The sequence below is a fragment of the Alicyclobacillus sp. SP_1 genome (assembly GCF_024706985.1).
In the GTDB taxonomy this organism is placed as follows: domain Bacteria; phylum Bacillota; class Bacilli; order Alicyclobacillales; family Alicyclobacillaceae; genus Alicyclobacillus_I.
In genome coordinates, this window is record NZ_JAMCCX010000017.1 from 220,527 (window position 1) to 238,849 (window position 18,323).

General features: G+C 52.2%; 21 protein-coding genes and 3 tRNA genes. 17 read left to right on the top strand and 7 right to left on the bottom strand.

The window, feature by feature from the left end; all coding sequences use genetic code 11:
* Window positions 1-31 precede the first annotated feature (31 nt).
* The gene (locus M4I36_RS05520) at window positions 32-553 is read left to right on the top strand and encodes an Hsp20/alpha crystallin family protein (protein ID WP_258110718.1); all 522 of its coding nucleotides are present in this window, start codon (window positions 32-34) and stop codon (window positions 551-553) included.
* Here M4I36_RS05520 and M4I36_RS05525 read toward each other — a convergent pair.
* On the bottom strand, window positions 537-833 hold the full coding sequence (locus M4I36_RS05525) for a hypothetical protein (protein WP_258110719.1): 297 nt from the start codon (window positions 831-833) through the stop codon (window positions 537-539). The two genes, M4I36_RS05520 and M4I36_RS05525, sit on opposite strands and share 17 nt — an antisense overlap.
* Before the next feature lie 152 nt (window positions 834-985).
* On the opposite strand from M4I36_RS05525, the gene M4I36_RS05530 reads away from it, so the two are divergent.
* The 5 genes from M4I36_RS05530 to M4I36_RS05550 all read left to right on the top strand — a co-directional run bounded on the left by M4I36_RS05530 (window position 986) and on the right by M4I36_RS05550 (window position 4,125).
* Window positions 986-1,171, top strand: coding sequence for a hypothetical protein (locus M4I36_RS05530; protein WP_258110720.1), 186 nt, complete (start codon window positions 986-988; stop codon window positions 1,169-1,171).
* A gap of 161 nt (window positions 1,172-1,332) precedes the next feature.
* A complete protein-coding gene (locus M4I36_RS05535; protein WP_258110721.1) occupies window positions 1,333-1,932 on the top strand; it encodes a TVP38/TMEM64 family protein in 600 nt (199 codons plus the stop codon).
* A gap of 85 nt (window positions 1,933-2,017) precedes the next feature.
* Window positions 2,018-2,515: a MarR family winged helix-turn-helix transcriptional regulator gene (locus M4I36_RS05540; RefSeq protein ID WP_258110723.1), complete on the top strand. Its 498-nt coding sequence runs from the start codon at window positions 2,018-2,020 to the stop codon at window positions 2,513-2,515.
* Window positions 2,516-2,612: 97 nt separating this feature from the next.
* Window positions 2,613-2,918, top strand: coding sequence for a hypothetical protein (locus tag M4I36_RS05545; protein WP_258110724.1), 306 nt, complete (start codon window positions 2,613-2,615; stop codon window positions 2,916-2,918).
* Window positions 2,919-2,982: 64 nt separating this feature from the next.
* On the top strand, window positions 2,983-4,125 hold the full coding sequence (locus M4I36_RS05550) for a glycosyltransferase (RefSeq protein WP_258110725.1): 1,143 nt from the start codon (window positions 2,983-2,985) through the stop codon (window positions 4,123-4,125).
* Between the two features lie 8 nt (window positions 4,126-4,133).
* Here the strand turns inward: M4I36_RS05550 and M4I36_RS05555 are convergent, their stop codons facing one another.
* Both M4I36_RS05555 and M4I36_RS05560 read right to left on the bottom strand, forming a co-directional pair.
* On the bottom strand, window positions 4,134-5,153 hold the full coding sequence (locus M4I36_RS05555) for an LCP family protein (protein ID WP_258110727.1): 1,020 nt from the start codon (window positions 5,151-5,153) through the stop codon (window positions 4,134-4,136).
* Between the two features lie 179 nt (window positions 5,154-5,332).
* Window positions 5,333-5,542 carry a hypothetical protein gene (locus tag M4I36_RS05560; RefSeq protein WP_258110728.1) on the bottom strand — a complete coding sequence of 70 codons (210 nt, stop codon included), beginning with the start codon at window positions 5,540-5,542 and terminating at the stop codon, window positions 5,333-5,335.
* Window positions 5,543-5,846: 304 nt separating this feature from the next.
* Between M4I36_RS05560 and M4I36_RS05565 the strand changes: the two genes are divergently transcribed.
* Window positions 5,847-6,071 carry a hypothetical protein gene (locus tag M4I36_RS05565; protein ID WP_258110729.1) on the top strand — a complete coding sequence of 75 codons (225 nt, stop codon included), beginning with the start codon at window positions 5,847-5,849 and terminating at the stop codon, window positions 6,069-6,071.
* A 43-nt stretch (window positions 6,072-6,114) separates the two neighbouring features.
* Here M4I36_RS05565 and M4I36_RS05570 read toward each other — a convergent pair whose 3' ends face one another.
* On the bottom strand, window positions 6,115-7,023 hold the full coding sequence (locus M4I36_RS05570; protein WP_258110730.1) for an ABC transporter substrate-binding protein: 909 nt from the start codon (window positions 7,021-7,023) through the stop codon (window positions 6,115-6,117).
* 14 nt (window positions 7,024-7,037) lie between these two features.
* Window positions 7,038-7,412 carry a hypothetical protein gene (locus M4I36_RS05575; RefSeq protein WP_258110731.1) on the bottom strand — a complete coding sequence of 125 codons (375 nt, stop codon included), beginning with the start codon at window positions 7,410-7,412 and terminating at the stop codon, window positions 7,038-7,040.
* A gap of 145 nt (window positions 7,413-7,557) precedes the next feature.
* Between M4I36_RS05575 and cax the strand changes: the two genes are divergently transcribed.
* The gene (gene cax / locus M4I36_RS05580; protein ID WP_258110732.1) at window positions 7,558-8,622 is read left to right on the top strand and encodes a calcium/proton exchanger; all 1,065 of its coding nucleotides are present in this window, start codon (window positions 7,558-7,560) and stop codon (window positions 8,620-8,622) included.
* Window positions 8,623-8,649: 27 nt separating this feature from the next.
* Window positions 8,650-9,393 (top strand): DUF502 domain-containing protein, encoded by a 744-nt coding sequence (locus M4I36_RS05585; protein ID WP_258110733.1) that lies wholly within the window; start codon window positions 8,650-8,652, stop codon window positions 9,391-9,393.
* Here M4I36_RS05585 and ilvA read toward each other — a convergent pair.
* Window positions 9,390-10,622: a threonine ammonia-lyase gene (gene ilvA, locus M4I36_RS05590; RefSeq protein WP_258110734.1), complete on the bottom strand. Its 1,233-nt coding sequence runs from the start codon at window positions 10,620-10,622 to the stop codon at window positions 9,390-9,392. The genes M4I36_RS05585 and ilvA overlap by 4 nt on opposite strands.
* 87 nt (window positions 10,623-10,709) lie before the next feature.
* Between ilvA and hisC the strand changes: the two genes are divergently transcribed.
* Complete coding sequence (gene hisC / locus M4I36_RS05595) at window positions 10,710-11,810, top strand: histidinol-phosphate transaminase (RefSeq protein ID WP_258110735.1); 1,101 nt, start codon at window positions 10,710-10,712, stop codon at window positions 11,808-11,810.
* Here hisC and M4I36_RS05600 read toward each other — a convergent pair.
* Window positions 11,790-12,131: a hypothetical protein gene (locus M4I36_RS05600; RefSeq protein WP_258110737.1), complete on the bottom strand. Its 342-nt coding sequence runs from the start codon at window positions 12,129-12,131 to the stop codon at window positions 11,790-11,792. The two genes, hisC and M4I36_RS05600, sit on opposite strands and share 21 nt — an antisense overlap.
* 153 nt (window positions 12,132-12,284) lie before the next feature.
* On the opposite strand from M4I36_RS05600, the gene gltX reads away from it, so the two are divergent.
* The 7 genes from gltX to M4I36_RS05635 all read left to right on the top strand — a co-directional run bounded on the left by gltX (window position 12,285) and on the right by M4I36_RS05635 (window position 18,322).
* Window positions 12,285-13,823 (top strand): glutamate--tRNA ligase, encoded by a 1,539-nt coding sequence (gene gltX / locus M4I36_RS05605; RefSeq protein ID WP_258110738.1) that lies wholly within the window; start codon window positions 12,285-12,287, stop codon window positions 13,821-13,823.
* Window positions 13,824-13,869: 46 nt separating this feature from the next.
* A tRNA-Gln gene (locus M4I36_RS05610) sits at window positions 13,870-13,943 on the top strand.
* Window position 13,944: 1 nt separating this feature from the next.
* Window positions 13,945-14,020 (top strand) — tRNA-Glu (locus tag M4I36_RS05615).
* Window positions 14,021-14,026: 6 nt separating this feature from the next.
* Window positions 14,027-14,102, top strand: a tRNA-Lys gene (locus M4I36_RS05620).
* A gap of 81 nt (window positions 14,103-14,183) precedes the next feature.
* Window positions 14,184-15,737, top strand: coding sequence for a hypothetical protein (locus tag M4I36_RS05625; RefSeq protein ID WP_258110739.1), 1,554 nt, complete (start codon window positions 14,184-14,186; stop codon window positions 15,735-15,737).
* A complete protein-coding gene (gene uvrC, locus M4I36_RS05630; protein WP_258110741.1) occupies window positions 15,734-17,554 on the top strand; it encodes an excinuclease ABC subunit UvrC in 1,821 nt (606 codons plus the stop codon). Before M4I36_RS05625 ends, uvrC begins: the two co-directional genes overlap by 4 nt.
* Window positions 17,555-17,704: 150 nt before the next feature.
* On the top strand, window positions 17,705-18,322 hold the full coding sequence (locus tag M4I36_RS05635; protein WP_258110742.1) for a succinate dehydrogenase cytochrome b558 subunit: 618 nt from the start codon (window positions 17,705-17,707) through the stop codon (window positions 18,320-18,322).
* Window position 18,323: the final 1 nt, after the last annotated feature.

Below are 18,323 nucleotides of genomic sequence, written 5' to 3' on the forward strand. Positions count from 1 at the left end.
AGGATGGGTGACGAGAAGCGGGGTGTCCAGAGTGGCGTCAAAGAAAGATGGTTCGTCGACCGGACCGAACAATTCTTACAATCCCTTTGATATGCTTCGCAACATGGGAGACATGCAAAATTTGCGAGGCATACTTGGAGACGATTTCTTCAAAAATATACCTTTTCCCCAAATGCAGTCAAATCCGGGTGAACAGAACCAAGACGGCGACCAAGCGTACCCCTTGGTGGATCTCTACGACCGAGGACACGAGTTAGTCGCGGTGGTCGAGGTCCCCGGTGCCGCAGGGGCGTCCGACATCAGTATCCGAGTTGGCAGTCAGCACCTGAATATTCGGGGGAGGGCGGCCGATTTCGGCGGCCGCGATGACCGACTTATTTTTGCAGAGCGACATCACGGCACGTATGAACGGGACATTGAACTGCCTGTGCGCGTCGTGGTCGACAAAGTCAAGGCTACATATCGTCAAGGTATTTTGATTGTACGTTTACAAAAATATTTGAGTTCGTCCGATCCCGATGACAACTACATCCCCATTACATTCGAGGAGTAAGGTGTTGTTCGACAATTTCTTGTACTTTTTGCACAGCTTCAAACGGCAAATGCTTCACCTGTTCGCCAATCCGCACCGCTTGTGCGTATTCTTCTGAGGACATTTGCCCGTCGAGCAGGTTCATCTGTTTGCGCCGCGCGTATACTTCGTTCGCCGTGACCCCGAAGAGCTCTGCAATTTTAGCATCTGTCAACTGCTGTTCTCTACAGAGTTTCTCTAAACCTTCCCTCGACAAGAGAGGAAAGGGCACCGAGTTTCTGGGGTTCTCTGTCATGGACATAGACCTAACCTCCGTTCTCCAGCGTTCTCACATTTGGTTTTCCACAAACTCCGGAAAATATGTGTGACAAACATTGCTCGTTGATTCAGTGAGCGCTCTGCGTTCAGACTGGCCGTCTTTTGGACAGACTGAAGAAACGAGGAGGGATGGCCATGAAAGATTCACACCGTGTTCCGGGGGAGCCGTTACGCCGTATTGATTTAGCAGCGATTGAAAGACAAGACCATGCGAAAGCTCATTTCTTTGACGTAAGCGGCACAGAAGTTACGAACAAGCAGGGCGCAAATGGGAAAAAACAGCCGAATGGAGACTCATCTTCATTCTCACGGCAAGAGTAATCACGGGCTGCAGAGACAGTTTAGACTGCCGGGCTGGAACAGGACAACATTGCCTGTTCCCTCGGACTTTGTTAGTGTGAAGAGAGGTAAAATAAAGTAGAGAAATGGAAGAGAGTTTGGTGACCGGTTCGGGTAAACGAATTACTTGGCGAGGAATCATTGTGTTTCTTATCGGGATTGGCATCTTGGTCGGCCTACTTTACAGTGATCGAAACCATCAATTGTCCCACACGCTTCGTTCGTGGGGTTGGCTTGGAATTGTGATGGCTATCGTCGTGATGATGTTGTTCTGCGTCACGCCTATTCCGTCCGAGGGTCTGCTTATCATGTATTTGAAGGTCTATGGGATTGCGCCAGGAATTCTCTACGCTTGGCTCGGTTCGACCTTGAGCGCTGTCATTATCTTTTTCGTCGTACGTACGGTTGGGACTCCGTTTCTACGCCGGTCAGTGTCTGCGGAAAAATGGGAGCAGATAAGTGACTGGGTTGAGCGAAGGGGAAGTTTTGGTTTATTGATGGCGCGACTTTTACCAATTCCTGCATTTGTCGTCAACTATGCTGCGGGGGTGATGCCAGCCGTTGGGCTTTGGGGTTACACGTGGACGGCTGCGTTGTCAATTCTCCCTTATTATGTTGGCGCGTCGTTGGTTTTTGAAGGAATCATGAAAAACACGAGCCTGATATTTGTCGGATTGTTGCCCATTGCCTTGGTTGGTTTGGCTGGTTATTGGCTGCATCGAATCTCTACGAAACGTCATTGATTACTTTAGGAAGAAGAGCCATCGAGTGGTTCGCTTGCACTACAAATGATTCAGGAGCTAAAATGAATGAAATGATTCGGACGAGGTGGTCATCATCGGAACGAAAATTTCCAGTTCAATGACACGCACCTTGGAAGACTTGATGACGCGGATGATCCGAGTGTCTCAGACTCATTCGCCCATCAAGAAATTTAATATCACACCGACTCAAGCATATTTGTTGCGGCATCTGCATGCGGATGGTCGAACGAAAGCATCCCAATTGGCGCGCGTGGTGGGATTGAGCCCTGGTGCCGTAACGCAGGTGTGCGACGAATTGGTGCGCATGAAATATGTGGAACGCGTTCGTTCTCAAGAAGACCGAAGAGTTGTCTACCATGAAATCACAGAACAAGGTCTTCGTATTCTCGAAAGTTTACAGACGGAGCGATGTGCATTTATGGCCGAGCTCTTGTCGGAACTCGGCCCAGACGATGCCAAAGACTTTATCCGCATTCTAGACCGTGTTGTCCAGTATATCGAGAGCATGCCACTCCCGTTGCGGGAACATGTGGTGGGTTCCGACCATCCACCGCGAGTATGATGTTTTCTCGTTCCGGGCTATTGCCACATAGACTGTGACTACAGGCCGCCGAAAATCTTCGCATGGTGCGGTGTGCAGTCATTTGGGGGCGATGGTCATGTGGGCGAATGGCGATAACGATTCAAAGAGCGAAGGCTCTTTTTGTAATGAAGTGCACGTGCATGCAGCAGCGTCTATTCCTTATTTTGTCGATGCCGCTTCTTATTTGTTGCCGTGGTCGATGCGTCCAGGAGTGCGAGCGGACAGTTCCTTTCTATATTGGATGGCAGTCACTTATCCTTGTCTCCATCCGTTTTATCCGTGGCCGGAGACCATCAATGTTGTCATGGACTCCGATGGTCATTCATCGGGCGGAGACTTTCCATCCTTTGGGCCGAGCGTAGGCGGGTATTGGTCTCTCTGAAGGGTAGTTTTCTGAAGTACATCGTGATATAGTACGGCGATGCACATACGGGGAGAGTGAGACGGTGGACGTCAGCTTCATCATCCCATCGTTTAACGAGAGGGAAAACATTCGGCCATTGGTCGATGACATACATCGGGCCATGTCGATGGCGTCCCCGGCTTTAGACTACGAGATTTTTTTCGTGGATGACTCGGTGGACAATACACCGGACGTGCTTGCACAAGTCAGTCGTGAAGACGAGCGAGTCCGTTTTTTCCATCGCGAGGGAGGCAAGGGTCTCGCCAGTGCGGTGGTGGAAGGGTTTCGACAGACTGAATCGAAGTACGTGATTGTGATGGACGCGGATTTGCAACATCCACCCGCTCTGTTGCCGAGCATTGTGGAGCGCCTTCAGCGCGGCATTGACATTGTCATACCGAGTCGGTTCGTCAGTGGCGGATCGGACGGAGGCCTAGTGGGAATCCGCAAGGCTGTGTCGTTCGTGGCTCGTCAGTTGGGGCGCATCGCCTTGAAGCGGTTACGTCCCATCAGCGATTGTACGAGTGGGTACTTTGGATTGCGTCGTTCCATCTTGGCGGAGACGGACTTGCAACCCATCGGGTGGAAGATATTGATAGAAATTTTAATGAGAGCACACTACACCACAGTTCATGAAATTCCATACGAATTTCAAGCACGAGACGCTGGCGAGTCAAAAATGAGTTGGAATGAGCAATGGAACTATCTTCGCCATTTGTTTCGGCTCATGTGGTCCAGTGAGGAAGACAGGCGCTTTCCTCTGTTTGCCCTGATTGGACTGGGTGGCGTACTGGTCAATCTGCTTGTGCTTAGCTTTCTCGTCTATGGCTTGGCATCCAATCACATTTTGGCGTCGATTGTGGCGTCCGTCGTCGCTATGGGGAACAACTATCTGTGGAACGACACATTCACATGGAAGGATGTTCGCGGACAAGGTAAGCATCCGGTCCTCCGTATGGCGCTGTTCGTCCTCATCTCACTCGTCAGCATTGTCATGACCACTGGCGTTATGCGCGGTTTGGAGTTGCTACATGTCCCCATTATTGCAGGTCAGACGGTTGGTATTGTGCTTTCTACGATTTGGAGCTACCAGGCAAACAGACACTGGACCTGGGGGCGGTCGCCGATGCAGCGACGGATGCTTCAAGAGTCCAAAATTCGCGTGACCCGGGAAGCAAATTCCTAGCTGGCCCATCATCGGGACAGATTTGGAAGATGCCATGTTTGCGTCTGATGAGGGTCTTGTATAGGATTGCTGACCTCTTTGCCATCAAGGAAAAATTGCCGTGCGACGAACTGTGCCTCGGCTGGATTGACCACCCAGTAACTCAAATCAGTAGGGTCCCGCGGGTCTGGATTGTGGAATGAACCGGGGAGGGTCTCATGAAGAAAGCGATAGGACCGATATTGTTCCGCATGGGAAGATAGGGACAGGATGTCCATAAGTGGAATGTCGGTGTCTAACGCGGACCATGCAGCATGAAGGATGCTCGGTAGCTTCGTGAACGTGCTCGGTTGCATTAATTTGTTATAAAATGCGCGCATGAATTCTTGCTGGCGCTCGGTTCTTCCAACATCACCTAGTGCATCGTGGCGGAACCGTACAAAGCCCAGAGCTTGTTCCCCGTCTAGAGTCTGGAATCCGGGCTCGAGCCAAATCCGATGGTGCTCCTTGTCTCCTGTGTCGTAATGCATTCTTTCCGGAACGTTGATCGACAGTCCGCCGATTAAATTGACGATTTGAATGATTCCTCGAAAGTCAGCAAGCACATATCCATCGATAGGAATTCCCAATAGCCGCTGTACGATCTGTTTGGTCAATTCTGGATTTCCTAGTTGCAGAGATTGATTGATTTTATGATACTTTCCATCTGGGTAAGCCACTTGAGTGTCTCTCGGAATAGAGAGAATCGAAATTCGGTGACGGATGGGGTCGAGGCGAGCCACCATAAGTACGTCTGTATTTCCGCGGTCGTCCTTTGGTCTGGCGTCTGTTCCTATGAGTAATAACTGAATGGGGTCTCGCGTGGGATGTTGGAGGGGGCTTTGGCTCGTTTCATGTGTCTCATGCGCCGCATGTACCGTGTGCATAGGAAAAGAGCGAAGTCCAGCATAGGCTCCGGCTGACGTGGCGACCACGGTGAGCGTGGCACCAACTACCCATTGTAAAACGCGCTTTGTGGAGGATTTTCTTTGTTGCAGGCGTTTTCGCATCCCCATCCTCCTTTATCGCCGTAGATTCCTTGCTAGGAACAATGGCGAACACTGGGGATACTGTACCCGTTGCAAAAGACAAATATACATGTTCTTTGGACCATCCGCTCGGGGCAGGAAAAGAGACTGGAAAAGAGCGGATGGTCCGGCGCCTCACTTCAACTGCTTATCGAGACGTGTTATCCGGCAGCATTCTCATGAGTCCATTCGTGGTGCAATGGATTGCCGCACTCCAAACATATATACCGATATTGTACTTGAATTGTCCGAGCTGGCACGGGCAGGTCTTCGCGGATGACGACACTGGAGTCTAACTCCACAATTTTCTCTTCGCGAAAGAGGGTCGAATTGCATTTCGGGCAAGGGATTGCATGGGCGGGTCCGGCCATCGTTAACTCACTCCTTTTACAGTGCTTCACGCCGCTCTAGTATACCGAATTTGCGAAGTGCCTCCAAACGCTGCCCAGTGAGGGGCTCTTCCGTAGACGTGCCACACGTATCCGCGTGCGGTCTTGACGGGTGTCTCAGGGACCTTTTTGTTGCCATTCGTTGACGGTGTCTTCCCCAGGCAACATTCTCGTGTATACTTAAAGGCGAGACGTGGTACCGAAGAACGTTTGAAAGCTACCGGACATTCGGGCTGCGAGTCTTACCATGACACTTTGGTCGATTGTGTAAAGTCGAGGTGAACGAATGAATTACGGCTTTCCGAATTGGATGTTTGCAGCCATCGCTATTGCAGCATACGAGGCAGGGACGTATATAGAGAGCACTTTGCATGTTCCGCATGTCCAAATGATTTCTTACGTCATTATCGCTGTGTGCCTGCTCATCATGGGCGTGCGTATAGGCGTCCGCTGGCTGGGGCGCCGTGGACAGACGGAAGAGCAGAATGAGGACGACTGGAAATCCTATTGAATGAACGGGAAGAGTGGTACCGTCTGACGCTGTCTTACTTGAGTTATGTTCCGCCACTTTTCGAGAGATCTTCTGAGAGAATATCTTTTCCATAAGGCCCACGAATAGGAGCGTTATTCTCCAGTGTGAATCCATGTTGCCTTGCCAAGTTGGGGTGTAGCAGAGTGAACAGCTGTTCGAGTCCATCAATCAGGCGCTGAGATGGACGGCAGTATAGTCCTTCGGATAAAATGTAGACCCGATTATGAAGATATGCGGGAAGTTGGTGGATGTAGGGTCGTGCGAACATTTTCTTGACAGGTACTTTGTGTTGAGGGATGCCAGTCCAGACTGCTAAGTAAAAGTCCGCGCGTGAACCCCCGACGAGTTCGCCTGTCTCATCTTTCACTTGAGAACCACTGTGGTTGGAGAAGCAGTTGACACCGCCGGCAATCGTGCTGATTTCCGTCAGCCAATTGTCTGCTGCCGGAGAGAAGACGGGGTTGGGCCACCATTCCCAATAAATACGGGGGATGTCAGACTCTTGGACGGCGTTGCCAGACAACTGTCGAACCGTCTCGACTCGGGTCTTCAAGCTTCGAACAGCTTCAACCGCTGTGCGACGAATGCTTTCACTGTTGGTGGCCTCGGACAAAGTCATGATGTCTCGGTAGATGTCGTCCAGAGACTTTGGTGAGAGCACCACATAGTTCATGCCAGTGGCTTTCAGGGAGGATACCACTCGTTCCATGCCCGGAACCGACAGAGATGCTAGTACCAAATCTGGTTTCAACTCCTGCACGCGCTCCATGTTGATATGCAGGTCTGGTCCTAACCTGGGTAAGTTTTGGAGAAGTGGGGCAGGGTAATCAGAGTAGTTGTCAACAGCCACAAGATTTTCTGTGAGGCCTAGAGCATGTATGAGTTCCGTATTGCTTGGGCATAAGGATATAATCCTAAGTGAGGACGACACAGCGTTCCCTCCTTTTAAAGTGAATTCGTTAGAAGGGACTCCATTTGGTTTGCAAACGGCGTGGAAAGTCGGGTATAGAAACACACAGCCTCTTGCTCGACGACGCCACTCGGAAGTACGAGGTGCACTGCGGTGGCAACAATTTTATAAATTTTCGCCCCTGGAGGCAGACCACCGTAAAGACCTGCGGTTGGCAACGAATCGGCATGTTTTGCAAAAGACTCGTCGCACTCCGTCATTCCTAAAATGTTTTCGAGGGCAATACGGTACGTGTGACTGTGACGTTGTTGCACAAACTCTTTTGTTGTCAATTGGAACCGCGTGGTGCCCCGAATCTCACTGCGTTTCAATTCACCGCGCAATGCTTTGACGCGTGTAAATCCGTACAATTGCCGAGACCTCCCTCAAGCGAGTTCTTGTCAACTGTGCTATGGTGAAGTGGCGCTCCAGCCAAGGCTATGTCTCCCATTGTACCATAGAGTGCGGTCGCAGTCTGGGAGCGGAATTGTAGAGGAAGGGGCGGTAAGTTCGCGGATGCGACGTCTCTTAGGGTTTGTTGTCATTCTCTGCATTGTACCGAGTGTGGGTGCGAAAATATTTCATTTTTCTGCGTCGATACAATTTCTCTTCGATTGCATAGCCATCGTCCCCTTAGCGGCCGTGATGGGGCGGGCGACGGAAGCGGTTGCGAATCATGTTGGTCCTCGCATCGGTGGACTCCTGTCGGCGACATTCGGCAATGCGGTAGAGCTGTTAATTGGGTTGTTTGCGCTGATGGATGGCCTGACAACGTTGGTCAAAGCGTCCATAACAGGTTCCATTTTAGGGAATCTTCTGTTTGTCCTTGGACTCAGTTTTTTTGTCGGCGGCGTGCGCCATCCGGTCCAGCGATTCAATTTAAAGACCGCTCGGAGCAATGCAGCCATGTTAATGTTGGGAATACCAATTGCTTTTGTCCTTCCAGTTATTTTTTCTAAAAATAGCCCTGTGGAAGCCATGAGAATGTCATCTGCCGTAGCCTCCGTATCGCTTTGCGTCTATCTGCTCGGTCTCTTCTTCTCCCTTTTTACGCACCGAGAGGTGCTCCTGTCCGCAGATGTCGCAACGACCTCTTCTGATTCATCACAGCATCACTGGAAGCTTACACCAGCGTTGCTTCTACTGGTGGTGGTGACCGTCGTGGTCGGATTGGAAAGCGAGTGGTTGGTGGCTTCTGTCAAGCCGATGGCTGCTTCTCTTGGATGGACACAATTGTTTGTTGGGGTCATTGTTGTAGCGATTATCGGCAATGCAGCAGAACATGCGTCGGCGGTGTGGATGGCGTGGAAGAATCGAATGGACTTGTCCCTAGAAATTGCTGTAGGTAGCAGCATGCAGGTATCGATGTTCATTGCCCCCATATTATTTTTCTCTTCTTTGTTATTCGGGCATCCGATGTACCTTTTGTTTTCCTGGCCAGAACTGGCAAGTTTGACGGGCGCCATTCTGCTGGTGGTGCTCTTGGTCGTGGACGGTGAGTCTAACTGGCTCGAAGGGGCCATGGCGGTTGGCGCCTATATTGTCATGGCTGTGGGTTTTTTTACTTTAGGAAGAGCGTAAGATGGGTTATAGCGAGAGGTGTGAAGGATGATTTTTAAAAAATTAGCTCAGTATTTCGGCGTGGGATTCATGACGGTTCTCCCATTTGCACTCGTCATTTGGCTGGTTGTTTTTGTTTTTAATCAAGTCGACAGTTTGTTTGGAGATTCGGTCAACGTCATCGGCGGCGTGTATATACCAGGGATTGGTGTAGCGCTGGTTGTCGTAGGTATCACCGTGATTGGCGCCATGACTCGTCTCTACATTTCCCGTCAATTGTTGGTTTTTATTGATAAAATGTTCGGCAAGATTCCGCTTATCAAATCGGTGTATTCGATGACGAAAGAGATTGTTGAAAACCTTCTCGGTCAGCGCCGCGGATTTCGCCGTGTGGTCTTAGTCGAATGGCCGCCAGGTGCGGGTACACGAGCACTCGGTTTTGTGACGTCGGAACAGCTCCCCATTCCGATGGACCCAACCCAGACGCGCCTAGCGGTGTATATTCCAAACGCATTTCAGTTCGCGGGACCAACACTGATTGTCGACCGAGACCTTGTTGTGCCGTGCGACATGTCGGTTGAGCAGGCCCTGCAGTTTGTCGTCTCTGGGGGACTGGGGCGCTCTGAAAAGCCGCCGGAACAGTCGCGACCTCCGCGCGTGAAGCGGAGAAACACGCCGTCCGGCGGCACTGGTGACACGTCGCTCGGCAGCGCCGCAGCATCCGATGCGCCGTCGACTTCAGTCGGTCCAGAATCTGTGGAAGCTATCTCTTTTTCTGCTACAGAGGACTAGTCAACGAGTTTCGGGTCATAGCCCTTAGACTGCAAAACGTGAATCAGCTGTTCAATGTGCCGCCTGTCTCGAGTCTCGAGGTCGAGTTCAATCTTTGTCTGGCCAAAGAGAATGTGAGCGCCCATGCGATGATGTTCTACCGTCAGGACATTCGCGTGGACCTCGGCGACCGCATCAAGGACATCGCGCAGCGCTCCCGGTTTGTCCGGAATCGTGACAGCAATTCGCAGATAGCGGCCAGCTTCCGTCAGCCCATGCTCAATGATTTTTGAAAGCGTCGTCACGTCCACGTTGCCCCCAGACAGCACCACCACGACATTACCCAGATTCTCCGGTACTTTATGATAGACTGCCGCTGCCATAGCGGCGGCAGCCGCACCTTCGGTCACGAGTTTGCTCCGTTCCATGAGCATGACCATCGTTCTCGAGATTTCCTCTTCTTCAACCGTCACTACGTCGTCGACGTAACGCTTTGCCAGTGCGTAGGTCAATTGCCCCGGTCGCTTCACAGCAATGCCATCGGCAATCGTCGGTTGACCGGGCACGGTCGCCAGTTCGCCAATGTCTAACGAGTGTCGAAAGCATGCCACATTGGCTGCTTCAATACCAATCAGCCGAACATGCGGAGCTATTTCTTTAAGGGCAATGCCGATCCCGGTGGCCAATCCACCGCCACCCATCGGCACGAGAACGGCGTTGACGGTGGGCAGTGCCTCGTAAATTTCTAAGCCAATGGTGCCTTGTCCGGCGATAATCAACGGATCGTCAAAAGCATGAATGTAGGTGCGTCCACTCTGTTGTTGAAGGTCAAGGGCATGCTGATATGCATCGTCATACGATTCCCCGAACAAGACCACAGTGGCACCATAGCGCTGCGTGGCCGCGACCTTCGCCAGGCTTGCATTTTCCGGCATCACAATGGTGCACTCGATGCCGAGGCGAGTCGCCGCGTAAGCCACTCCCTGAGCGTGGTTTCCGGCTGATGCGGCGATGACTCCGCGTGCGCGCTCGGCTTCATCGAGACTGGATAGTTTGTTATAGGCTCCGCGCAATTTGAACGAGCCGGTCTTTTGGAGGTTCTCGAGTTTTAGATAGATATCATTTTGTGTTAAGGCAGAGAAAGTTGCGCTGTAATCGAGTGGTGTATTTTGGACAACACCGCGAATGCGTTCTTTGGCATGGCGAATATCAACAAGGTTCGGCAAGTATGCTTCCGATGAAGTGGTCATCCGCTGATTCTCTCCCTCATGGTGACTGTGTTACAATGCCTTTATTCTAACAGACGTCGTCGCGTCGTACAGGGGAGGACTTCGTCTATGACCACCTTGGCCCGGCAAGTGCGAGCGGCCATCCTGCAGATTCAGCCGTACGTTGCAGGGTTGAGCGATGACACAGTTCGGCAACAGTTTGGTGGACAAGCTGTGGTGAAATTGAATTCCAACGAGAATGCTGTCGGTCCATCCCGACTCGCCATTGAGGCGATTCTTAGCGAATTGGAGCAAATTCATCATTATCCAGATCCGTCCAGTGACTTGTTGAGGCAAGCGATTGCCGAATTTCATGGCGTTCAGCGAGATCAAGTGTTGGTCGGGAATGGCTCTGACGAGGTCATCCGCCTGATATCGGAAACGTTTCTGTCTGAAGGGGACGAGGTCTTGGTGCCCGCGCCGACCTTTTCTCAGTACCAAGCAGGGGCTTTCTTGATGGGAGCTACCGTGCGGCGCATTCCGCTGTCGCAGGATTTTCAGTATGATGTGGACGCATTTCTCTCCGCAGTGACGAATCGCACGAAGCTTCTTTATCTCTGCTCACCGAACAACCCGACGGGCACAGTCGTGTCCCAACATGCCCTGAGTCGATTGTTGGCTCAGTTGCCTAGTCACGTCTTCGTGGTTCTCGACTTTGCCTACAATGATTATGCGCGCGACGAGACACGTGCGGTTCTAACTCCAAAGTTGGTCGAGGGAGGGCGGGTCATCGCGTTGCAGACTTTTTCAAAACTCTATGGTCTGGCCGGTCTGCGCGTGGGCTATGCAGTCGCCAGTGCAGCTATTTGGGACTATGTGCATCGCATTCGCGAGCCATTCAATGTCAACCGACTGGCGCAGCGAGCGGCCGCGGCGGCATTGATGGATGACCAGCACAGGACACTGTCGCGCTTACTCTGTGAACGCGGGATGGACATGTATGGTCGGTTGGCGGACGTTGGGTACGTGGTGATTCCTTCGCAGGCAAACTTTGTCTCGGTGCGGACGGGAGACGGAGAGCGTACGTATCAACAACTCTTGCAAGAAGGAATTCTGGTCCGTAAGGGTTTTGCAGGGATGGAAGAGTATGTGCGTATCACGATGGGGCTAGAGGAAGAGAATGAGCAGTGCATTCTCGCACTGCTGCGGTTATCCACTGTTTCCTCCTGACGTTTCCGGAGTTCTCGGTTCATCGAGTACCACGGTGCGGTCTGAGCTGACTGGGTTTGAATCCCGAAATCGCCCGGAAAACGCCTGACCTTCCTTCCACTCGGATACCTTTCCTAATTTTTTCTCGTTGGTGGTGGCTCCGTAGGGACCTTCGGGAAACTCCTCAAGTGCCAAGTCCAGCGTATGATGTTGGACTATGCTGAGTTCCGCGCCAGGCAAATCCGTTTCATCGAGCGGGCCCGGACTGTATGAGCCGGAATGGTTGCTCGTGACTGGCACTTCTGGATTGCTTTCCGAGGAACGCTGTCGTTTAGACTTCACATGCTTCACCTCGCTTTGTGGTGTGAGCCTAGTTTTGCTTGCGTTGTAGCAGGTTATCCTGGCAAGTTTTCGGCCAATTTGGGCCCGCAGAGACTCCCAAGTAGCTCGTGTGGTGAGTCGGGGGTAGTGGCCGTAAGGAGGTTTTTCGTCTCGATGAGACCGATGACACAGACAGAAGGGAACCAAAAAGTAACAGGCGAGGTGCGCGTTCGTTTCGCACCCAGTCCCACCGGAACACTCCACATTGGTGGAGCGCGTACTGCCTATTTCAATTGGTTGTTTGCGCGTCAAAATGGCGGAAGCATCATTCTGAGGATTGATGACACAGACCAAGCGAGATCGACTGAAGCATCGTATCAACAGATTCTCCAGTCTTTCGCTTGGCTGGGATTGGACTTTGACGAGAGTCCGGAAGTTGGCGGAGACTACGGGCCATATCGGCAATCGCAGCGCCTTCATATCTACCGTGAGCAGCTTTCGCGCCTTGTTGAAGAAGAAAAAGTGTATCCTTGTTTTTGTAGCGCGGAGGAGCTTACAGCTGAGCGTGAAGCGGCGAAATCGCGTGGTCAGGCAGCGCGCTATTCAGGAAAATGCCGAAATCTCAGTCCAGCGGAAGCGAAGGCTCGCATTGAGGCGGGAGATAAGCCAGTTTATCGGTTACGCGCTCCGCAGACCGGATCGACCGTGGTGTCTGACTTGATTCGTGGCGAGGTCACCTTTGACAACGGGGAACTCGATGATTTCATTGTGTGGAAAGCGGACGGCATGCCAACGTACCACTTCGCTTCGTGCGTGGATGATGTGGCGATGAAAATGACTCACATCATTCGCGCTGACGAACACTTGTCTAACACGCCGCGCCATATCCATCTCTTTCTGGCACTTGGCGCCGAGCTTCCAGTCTTCGCGCACGTTCCAATGATTCTGGCGCCCGACCGCAGCAAGCTGAGTAAGCGTCACGGTGCGACGAGTGTCGAAGAGTATCGGGAGGCTGGCATTCTCTCCGATGCACTGGTCAACTATCTGCTGTTGCTCGGCTTCTCTCCGGAGGACAATCGCGAACTGGTGTCGCGCAAAGAAGCTGTGGAAATGTTTCATTTGGAGCGTGTTGCGAAACATGCTGCCGTCTACGATGTCAAGAAGTTGGAATGGCTCAACGCGACCTATTTTCGCGCCGTTCCAGCTCACACATTGGTTCATAGATTGCTTGAAAAACTGCGCGACACGGGTGATTTCCCGGACGATCCGTCGGCACAAGACCTGGCCTGGCTGCGCACCGCCATCGTGTTCGCCCAAGACCGCTCGCGCAACGAAGCGGAGTTGCAGGAGAATTTGCGGTTCTATTTCCGCGCGCCCGAGAGTTACGATGAAAAGGGTTTGCGCAAGCACTTTCTGAAACCGGGGGTAGAGCAGCGCTTACGCTGGTTGGCCGAGAAACTCTCGCTCGTTCGTCCATTTGATGCGGCGAGTGTTGAAATGCACTATGCTCAATACGCAGCCCATCTCGGTCTCAAGACAGCGGACTTGATTCACCCCACACGACTGGCTTTGACCGGAGTGACGGGGGGGCCGGGGCTCTACGACATCATGGCTCTGCTCGGACGCCGGAATTGTTTGGAGAGACTCTTGTTGGCGGCTGACTATATCGGAGCTCATTGGCCAGAAGACAAAATCGCATCCTCAACCGATTGACAAGGGAGTGGGCCGCCTGTATAATCGTAAATTGTCAGCGCGGCCTTGCCGGATGGTGTAATGGTAGCACGACTGACTCTGACTCAGTTAGTCTAGGTTCGAGTCCTAGTCCGGCAGCCACGGCCCTATCGTCTAATGGTTTAGGACGCCGCCCTCTCACGGCGGTAATAGGGGTTCGAATCCCCTTAGGGTCACCAAAGTATGGGTCATTAGCTCAATTGGTAGAGCATCCGACTCTTAATCGGCAGGTTGAAGGTTCGAGTCCTTCATGACCCACCACAGCGGACGGCTTCGTTATGAAGTCGTCGTTTTTGTTTCGGAGCAGATGTTGCGATTGCGGATGGACAAGGGGGACTGGACATGCGACGTCTGGCGAGAAGTCCGTTAATGCTGCGAGAGCAGTTGGCCGAGGTCCTTCTTGACCAGTATGGGCCGGTGCTGTGGTCCAATCTGTCCTCCGCAACTCCCTCTTCGGAACAGACGGAAAGTGAATTTTTGTCGGTGTTTGTTCGTATTGCCGAAGCAATTCCTAAGTTTCCCCAAGAGTCTATACGCCAGAGAGTCGAAAAGATGCTCTGGAACAGTGAGGCGCCGCTCGCTGGTTTACAGCAACCAACGGGGGAAGAATTGCCGCCCCCGCCGCTTGCCATTCGAAATCTGACTTTGCAGCAGATGCGTGCAGCAATCGTTCGAGCTGAAGCGATGCGTCGACAGCGTGGGCCCATTTGGACACCTCTCGCCCTTCTTTTGGTGACTCTGCTGGGAGGCGCCTTCGTAGCCGTCGGCGTACATTTAGAGGGGCCAACACCAGCCCCCATCCCGTCCAGTCCGGGAACCTCTGCTGGCAGCCCCAAAATCAATCCTCCCTGGACGAGTAGTCCTTTGCGGCTCGTCGCCTTATACTCTCTAGAAGATGTGGATTGGCGGCGCTTTCACTTGCAAAAAGCAGTGGTCGCGGATGGAAAGCTGGTCATCCCAAAACTCAATCTTCCCGCCGACAATTGGCCCAATTTGTCGCTGTCGGAAGCGCCTTTGGCGGTCACGGGTTCCTCATTACCGTCTTCGCTTTCGTCGACCCAAGTGATTGACTTTATTCCACCGTCCACGGCGTCAGTCGAATTGTCGAAGGCGGACCGCACATGGTCCATCTCGTCATGGTCTCTTTACGCCACGGCGAATTGGCTCGTGGCCGAGGTCAATTGGGAGCAGGCGCATGCGCCCTTGCAGCCTCATTTGACGCAGATATACTTAGAAAACATTCGCTCTGGCCAATCGAGCTTGTACCGGACGTATTCGTCTCTCTCGGCACGGGACACGAAGCAGACCCATTATACGTTTGCCGTCGGCGCCGGGCGATTCGTCGTGCAGTCAGCCGTGGCGCAAAAACCCGGACAAACTCCGGTGCCTTTGCCCATTCAGGTGTATCGCTTTGATGGGTCCGATCCGCTCCATGCCCTGCAACACGTAGGGCAGTTGCCGGGCTCGTTTGGACTCATGTCACATCCCGCAGCTACGCCGCAGGGACTGATTTTTGACGAAGTTAGCGATTCAGGCCAGAAGCAGGGAGGGCAAGCGAAGCCGAACTGGACGCTTTTGTCGTGGAACGGACTGGTGGAGCCACTGATGGCTCCTCCTACCGATGGAGCAATGCACTCGGTGCTGTACGACCAAAAAGGCGATTTGTGGTGGGTAGAGCGGAATCTCGTTTCTCCGTCGCGCTCACAATACGGGGTAGTGCTTGGGCGCCTCGAGTCGGCAGATGCGTCCAATCCGTCGGGCCGTACTTACAATCTCAGTGGGCAGGTGACCTTCTTTCACGCCATGAGAAAGTATGTGCTATGGATTCAAGGACGAACATCGGATGACCAAGAGTTGGCGGTCGAAGAAGTTCAGGGAGTGAGTAGCAAAACATGAACGAACAACTGGCGGACAAGTTGCGACTGTTACCCGATAAACCCGGCGTTTATCTGATGAAAGATGAGCGTGGCGTGGTGATCTATGTCGGAAAAGCGAAAGTGCTCAAAAATCGGGTGAAATCGTACTTTACCGGATCGCACGACGCGAAGACGCAGTTGTTGGTATCGCGCATTGCCGACTTTGAATACGTTGTCACCGATACGGTGGTTGAAGCATTAGTCCTCGAGTGTAATTTTATAAAGCAATACTCTCCGCAGTACAATATCATGTTGCGGGATGACAAGACGTACCCGTACATAAAAATCACACATGAGCGGCATCCGAAATTAGAAATTGTGCGAAGGGTTAAAAACGACAAAGCGAAATATTTTGGTCCCTATCCGAATGCTTCTTCTGCGCAGGCGACAAAAAAATTGCTTGACAAGCTCTATCCGCTGCGCAAGTGCAAGACGCTCAAAAAGCAAGTGTGTCTGTATTACCACATTGGCCAGTGCTTAGCGCCTTGCGAGTTTCCGGTCGAGGAAGACCAATATCGAACCATGCTTAAAGAGATGACCTCGTTTTTGAACGGTGGTCAATCACATCGCCTTGCCGAGTTGCAAGAGCAGATGGAGAGTGCTGCGGAGCGACTGGAGTTCGAACGCGCCGCCGAACTCCGCGACTTAATCGCTCACGTGGAGCGGGTGATGCAGGAGCAAAAAATTTCCGTATCGGACCTCGTCGACCGAGATGTGTTTGGCTATTACGCCGAGCGGGGACTCATTTGTTTTCAAGTCTTCTATGTGCGAGCAGGGAAGCTCATTGAGCGTTCTGTATCTATCGTCAAGCACTATGCCGCTCCTGAGGAAGATTTTTTGTCCTACGTCGAGCAGTTCTATCACCAGGGGTCGACCATTCCAAAAGAGATTTTGCTGCCACACGGGATTCCCAGTGAGACGTTGGAGGACTGGCTCGGAGCGAAGTGCCTTCACCCTCTGCGCGGACAGAAACGCCAGTTGGTGGAATTGGCGTGTGAAAACGCGAAAGTGGCACTGACGGAAAAGCTTCGACTGATGGAACGCGATATGGACCGTACTCTTGGCGCCGTCTTTGAACTTGGCGATGTGCTTGCCATTCCCACTCCAACCCGTATTGAGGCGTTTGACAACTCCAACATTCAAGGAACGAATCCAGTTGCAGCCATGGTGGTCTTTGTCGATGGGAAACCTCTGCCAAGCGAGTATCGAAAGTATAAAATCAAGACGGTGGCAGGTGCCGACGACTATGAGTCCATGAGAGAAGTGGTGAGAAGACGGTATTTGCGCGTGCTGAGAGAAAAACTACAGTTGCCAGAATTAATTGTCATTGATGGTGGGAAGGCACACTTAGCAGCTGTCTTAGATGTCTTGGAAAATGAATTAGATCTCGACATCCCGGTCTGTGGACTAGCAAAAGATGACCGCCACCGCACCCATCAGTTGTTTTTTCGCGACGAGGAGCAGCCCGTTCCATTAGACCGTCACTCACAAGCCTTCTATCTGCTCGAGAGAGTGCAGGAGGAGGTGCACCGATACGCGATTACGTTTCACCGTCAAGTTCGGTCCAAAACAGGGCTGCAGTCGGTGTTGGACGGTATTCCGGGGGTGGGACCAGCGCGCAAGCGAGCGCTCCTCAAACACTTTGGGTCGCTTCGAGCGATGCGCACCGCGGATGCGTCAGATTTTCGTGCACTCGGCATTGGTGATCGGTTGGCAGAGACTATCCTTCAACATATACGGATCGACCAACAAGAAAATGAACAAACTGTGAACAACACGGAACCTCATTCTCCATAATTGACGTGCTAGAGACGTGGGTTTTCTTGATCTCGATTTCGACAATCAGTACAATCGATATGGATTTAGAGCGGCGTTACCGATGGCAGCTATGAAGGCTGCCAATGATTTTGTCGGAAAGCGAAGCGCTCTTTGAAGGGGGGAGAAAATGTGGCAAAAGCCCAAAGCCACTCGGAGTATGTCTTGCGGCGTTTGCACACCCTGGCAGGTGTCATTCCCGTTGGGCTGTTTCTAATTGAGCACCTCTTAACGAATGCAACAGCGATTCAAGGGCCAGCCGCGTTTAACCAAGCAGTAGCTGCCATCCAGTCCATTCCGTTTTTGCACTACATCGAGTTCTTTTTTATTTTCGTTCCGCTGACCTACCACGCGATTTTCGGTCTATATGTTGCCTTCGTGTCTGGATACAACGCGACACATTATTCCTGGCGGCGAAATTTACTCTTTGCCCTACAGCGGATTACCGGCGTCATCACGTTTGTTTTTATCATTTTCCACCTCTGGACGACTCGTTTTTCAGGACATGCTGCAACCTATGAAATGGTCCATGAGTTGGTTTCGAACCCTGCATATTTCTGGTTTATGGTTGTGGGCGTCGTTGCTGCGACTTTCCACTTTTCAAACGGTCTGTGGTCGTTTGGGATTCACTGGGGTCTCACGGTGGGGCAACGCGCACAGCGAGTGACCGGCTGGGTCAGTATGGTCGTTTTCGTCGTATTGGCTGGTATCGGCATAGCCGCACTCATCGCCTTTACACACGCTGGCTAAG

Coding starts and splice junctions, on each gene's coding strand:
- M4I36_RS05565 (WP_258110729.1), top strand. CDS start 5,847: ATGAATTACGGCTTTCCGAATTGGATGTTTGCAGCCATCGCTATTGCA.
- M4I36_RS05525 (WP_258110719.1), bottom strand. CDS start 833: ATGTCCATGACAGAGAACCCCAGAAACTCGGTGCCCTTTCCTCTCTTG.
- M4I36_RS05555 (WP_258110727.1), bottom strand. CDS start 5,153: ATGCGAAAACGCCTGCAACAAAGAAAATCCTCCACAAAGCGCGTTTTA.
- M4I36_RS05585 (WP_258110733.1), top strand. CDS start 8,650: ATGATTTTTAAAAAATTAGCTCAGTATTTCGGCGTGGGATTCATGACG.
- M4I36_RS05625 (WP_258110739.1), top strand. CDS start 14,184: ATGCGACGTCTGGCGAGAAGTCCGTTAATGCTGCGAGAGCAGTTGGCC.
- M4I36_RS05530 (WP_258110720.1), top strand. CDS start 986: ATGAAAGATTCACACCGTGTTCCGGGGGAGCCGTTACGCCGTATTGAT.
- M4I36_RS05545 (WP_258110724.1), top strand. CDS start 2,613: ATGTGGGCGAATGGCGATAACGATTCAAAGAGCGAAGGCTCTTTTTGT.
- uvrC (WP_258110741.1), top strand. CDS start 15,734: ATGAACGAACAACTGGCGGACAAGTTGCGACTGTTACCCGATAAACCC.
- ilvA (WP_258110734.1), bottom strand. CDS start 10,622: ATGACCACTTCATCGGAAGCATACTTGCCGAACCTTGTTGATATTCGC.
- M4I36_RS05560 (WP_258110728.1), bottom strand. CDS start 5,542: ATGGCCGGACCCGCCCATGCAATCCCTTGCCCGAAATGCAATTCGACC.
- gltX (WP_258110738.1), top strand. CDS start 12,285: ATGAGACCGATGACACAGACAGAAGGGAACCAAAAAGTAACAGGCGAG.
- hisC (WP_258110735.1), top strand. CDS start 10,710: ATGACCACCTTGGCCCGGCAAGTGCGAGCGGCCATCCTGCAGATTCAG.
- cax (WP_258110732.1), top strand. CDS start 7,558: ATGCGACGTCTCTTAGGGTTTGTTGTCATTCTCTGCATTGTACCGAGT.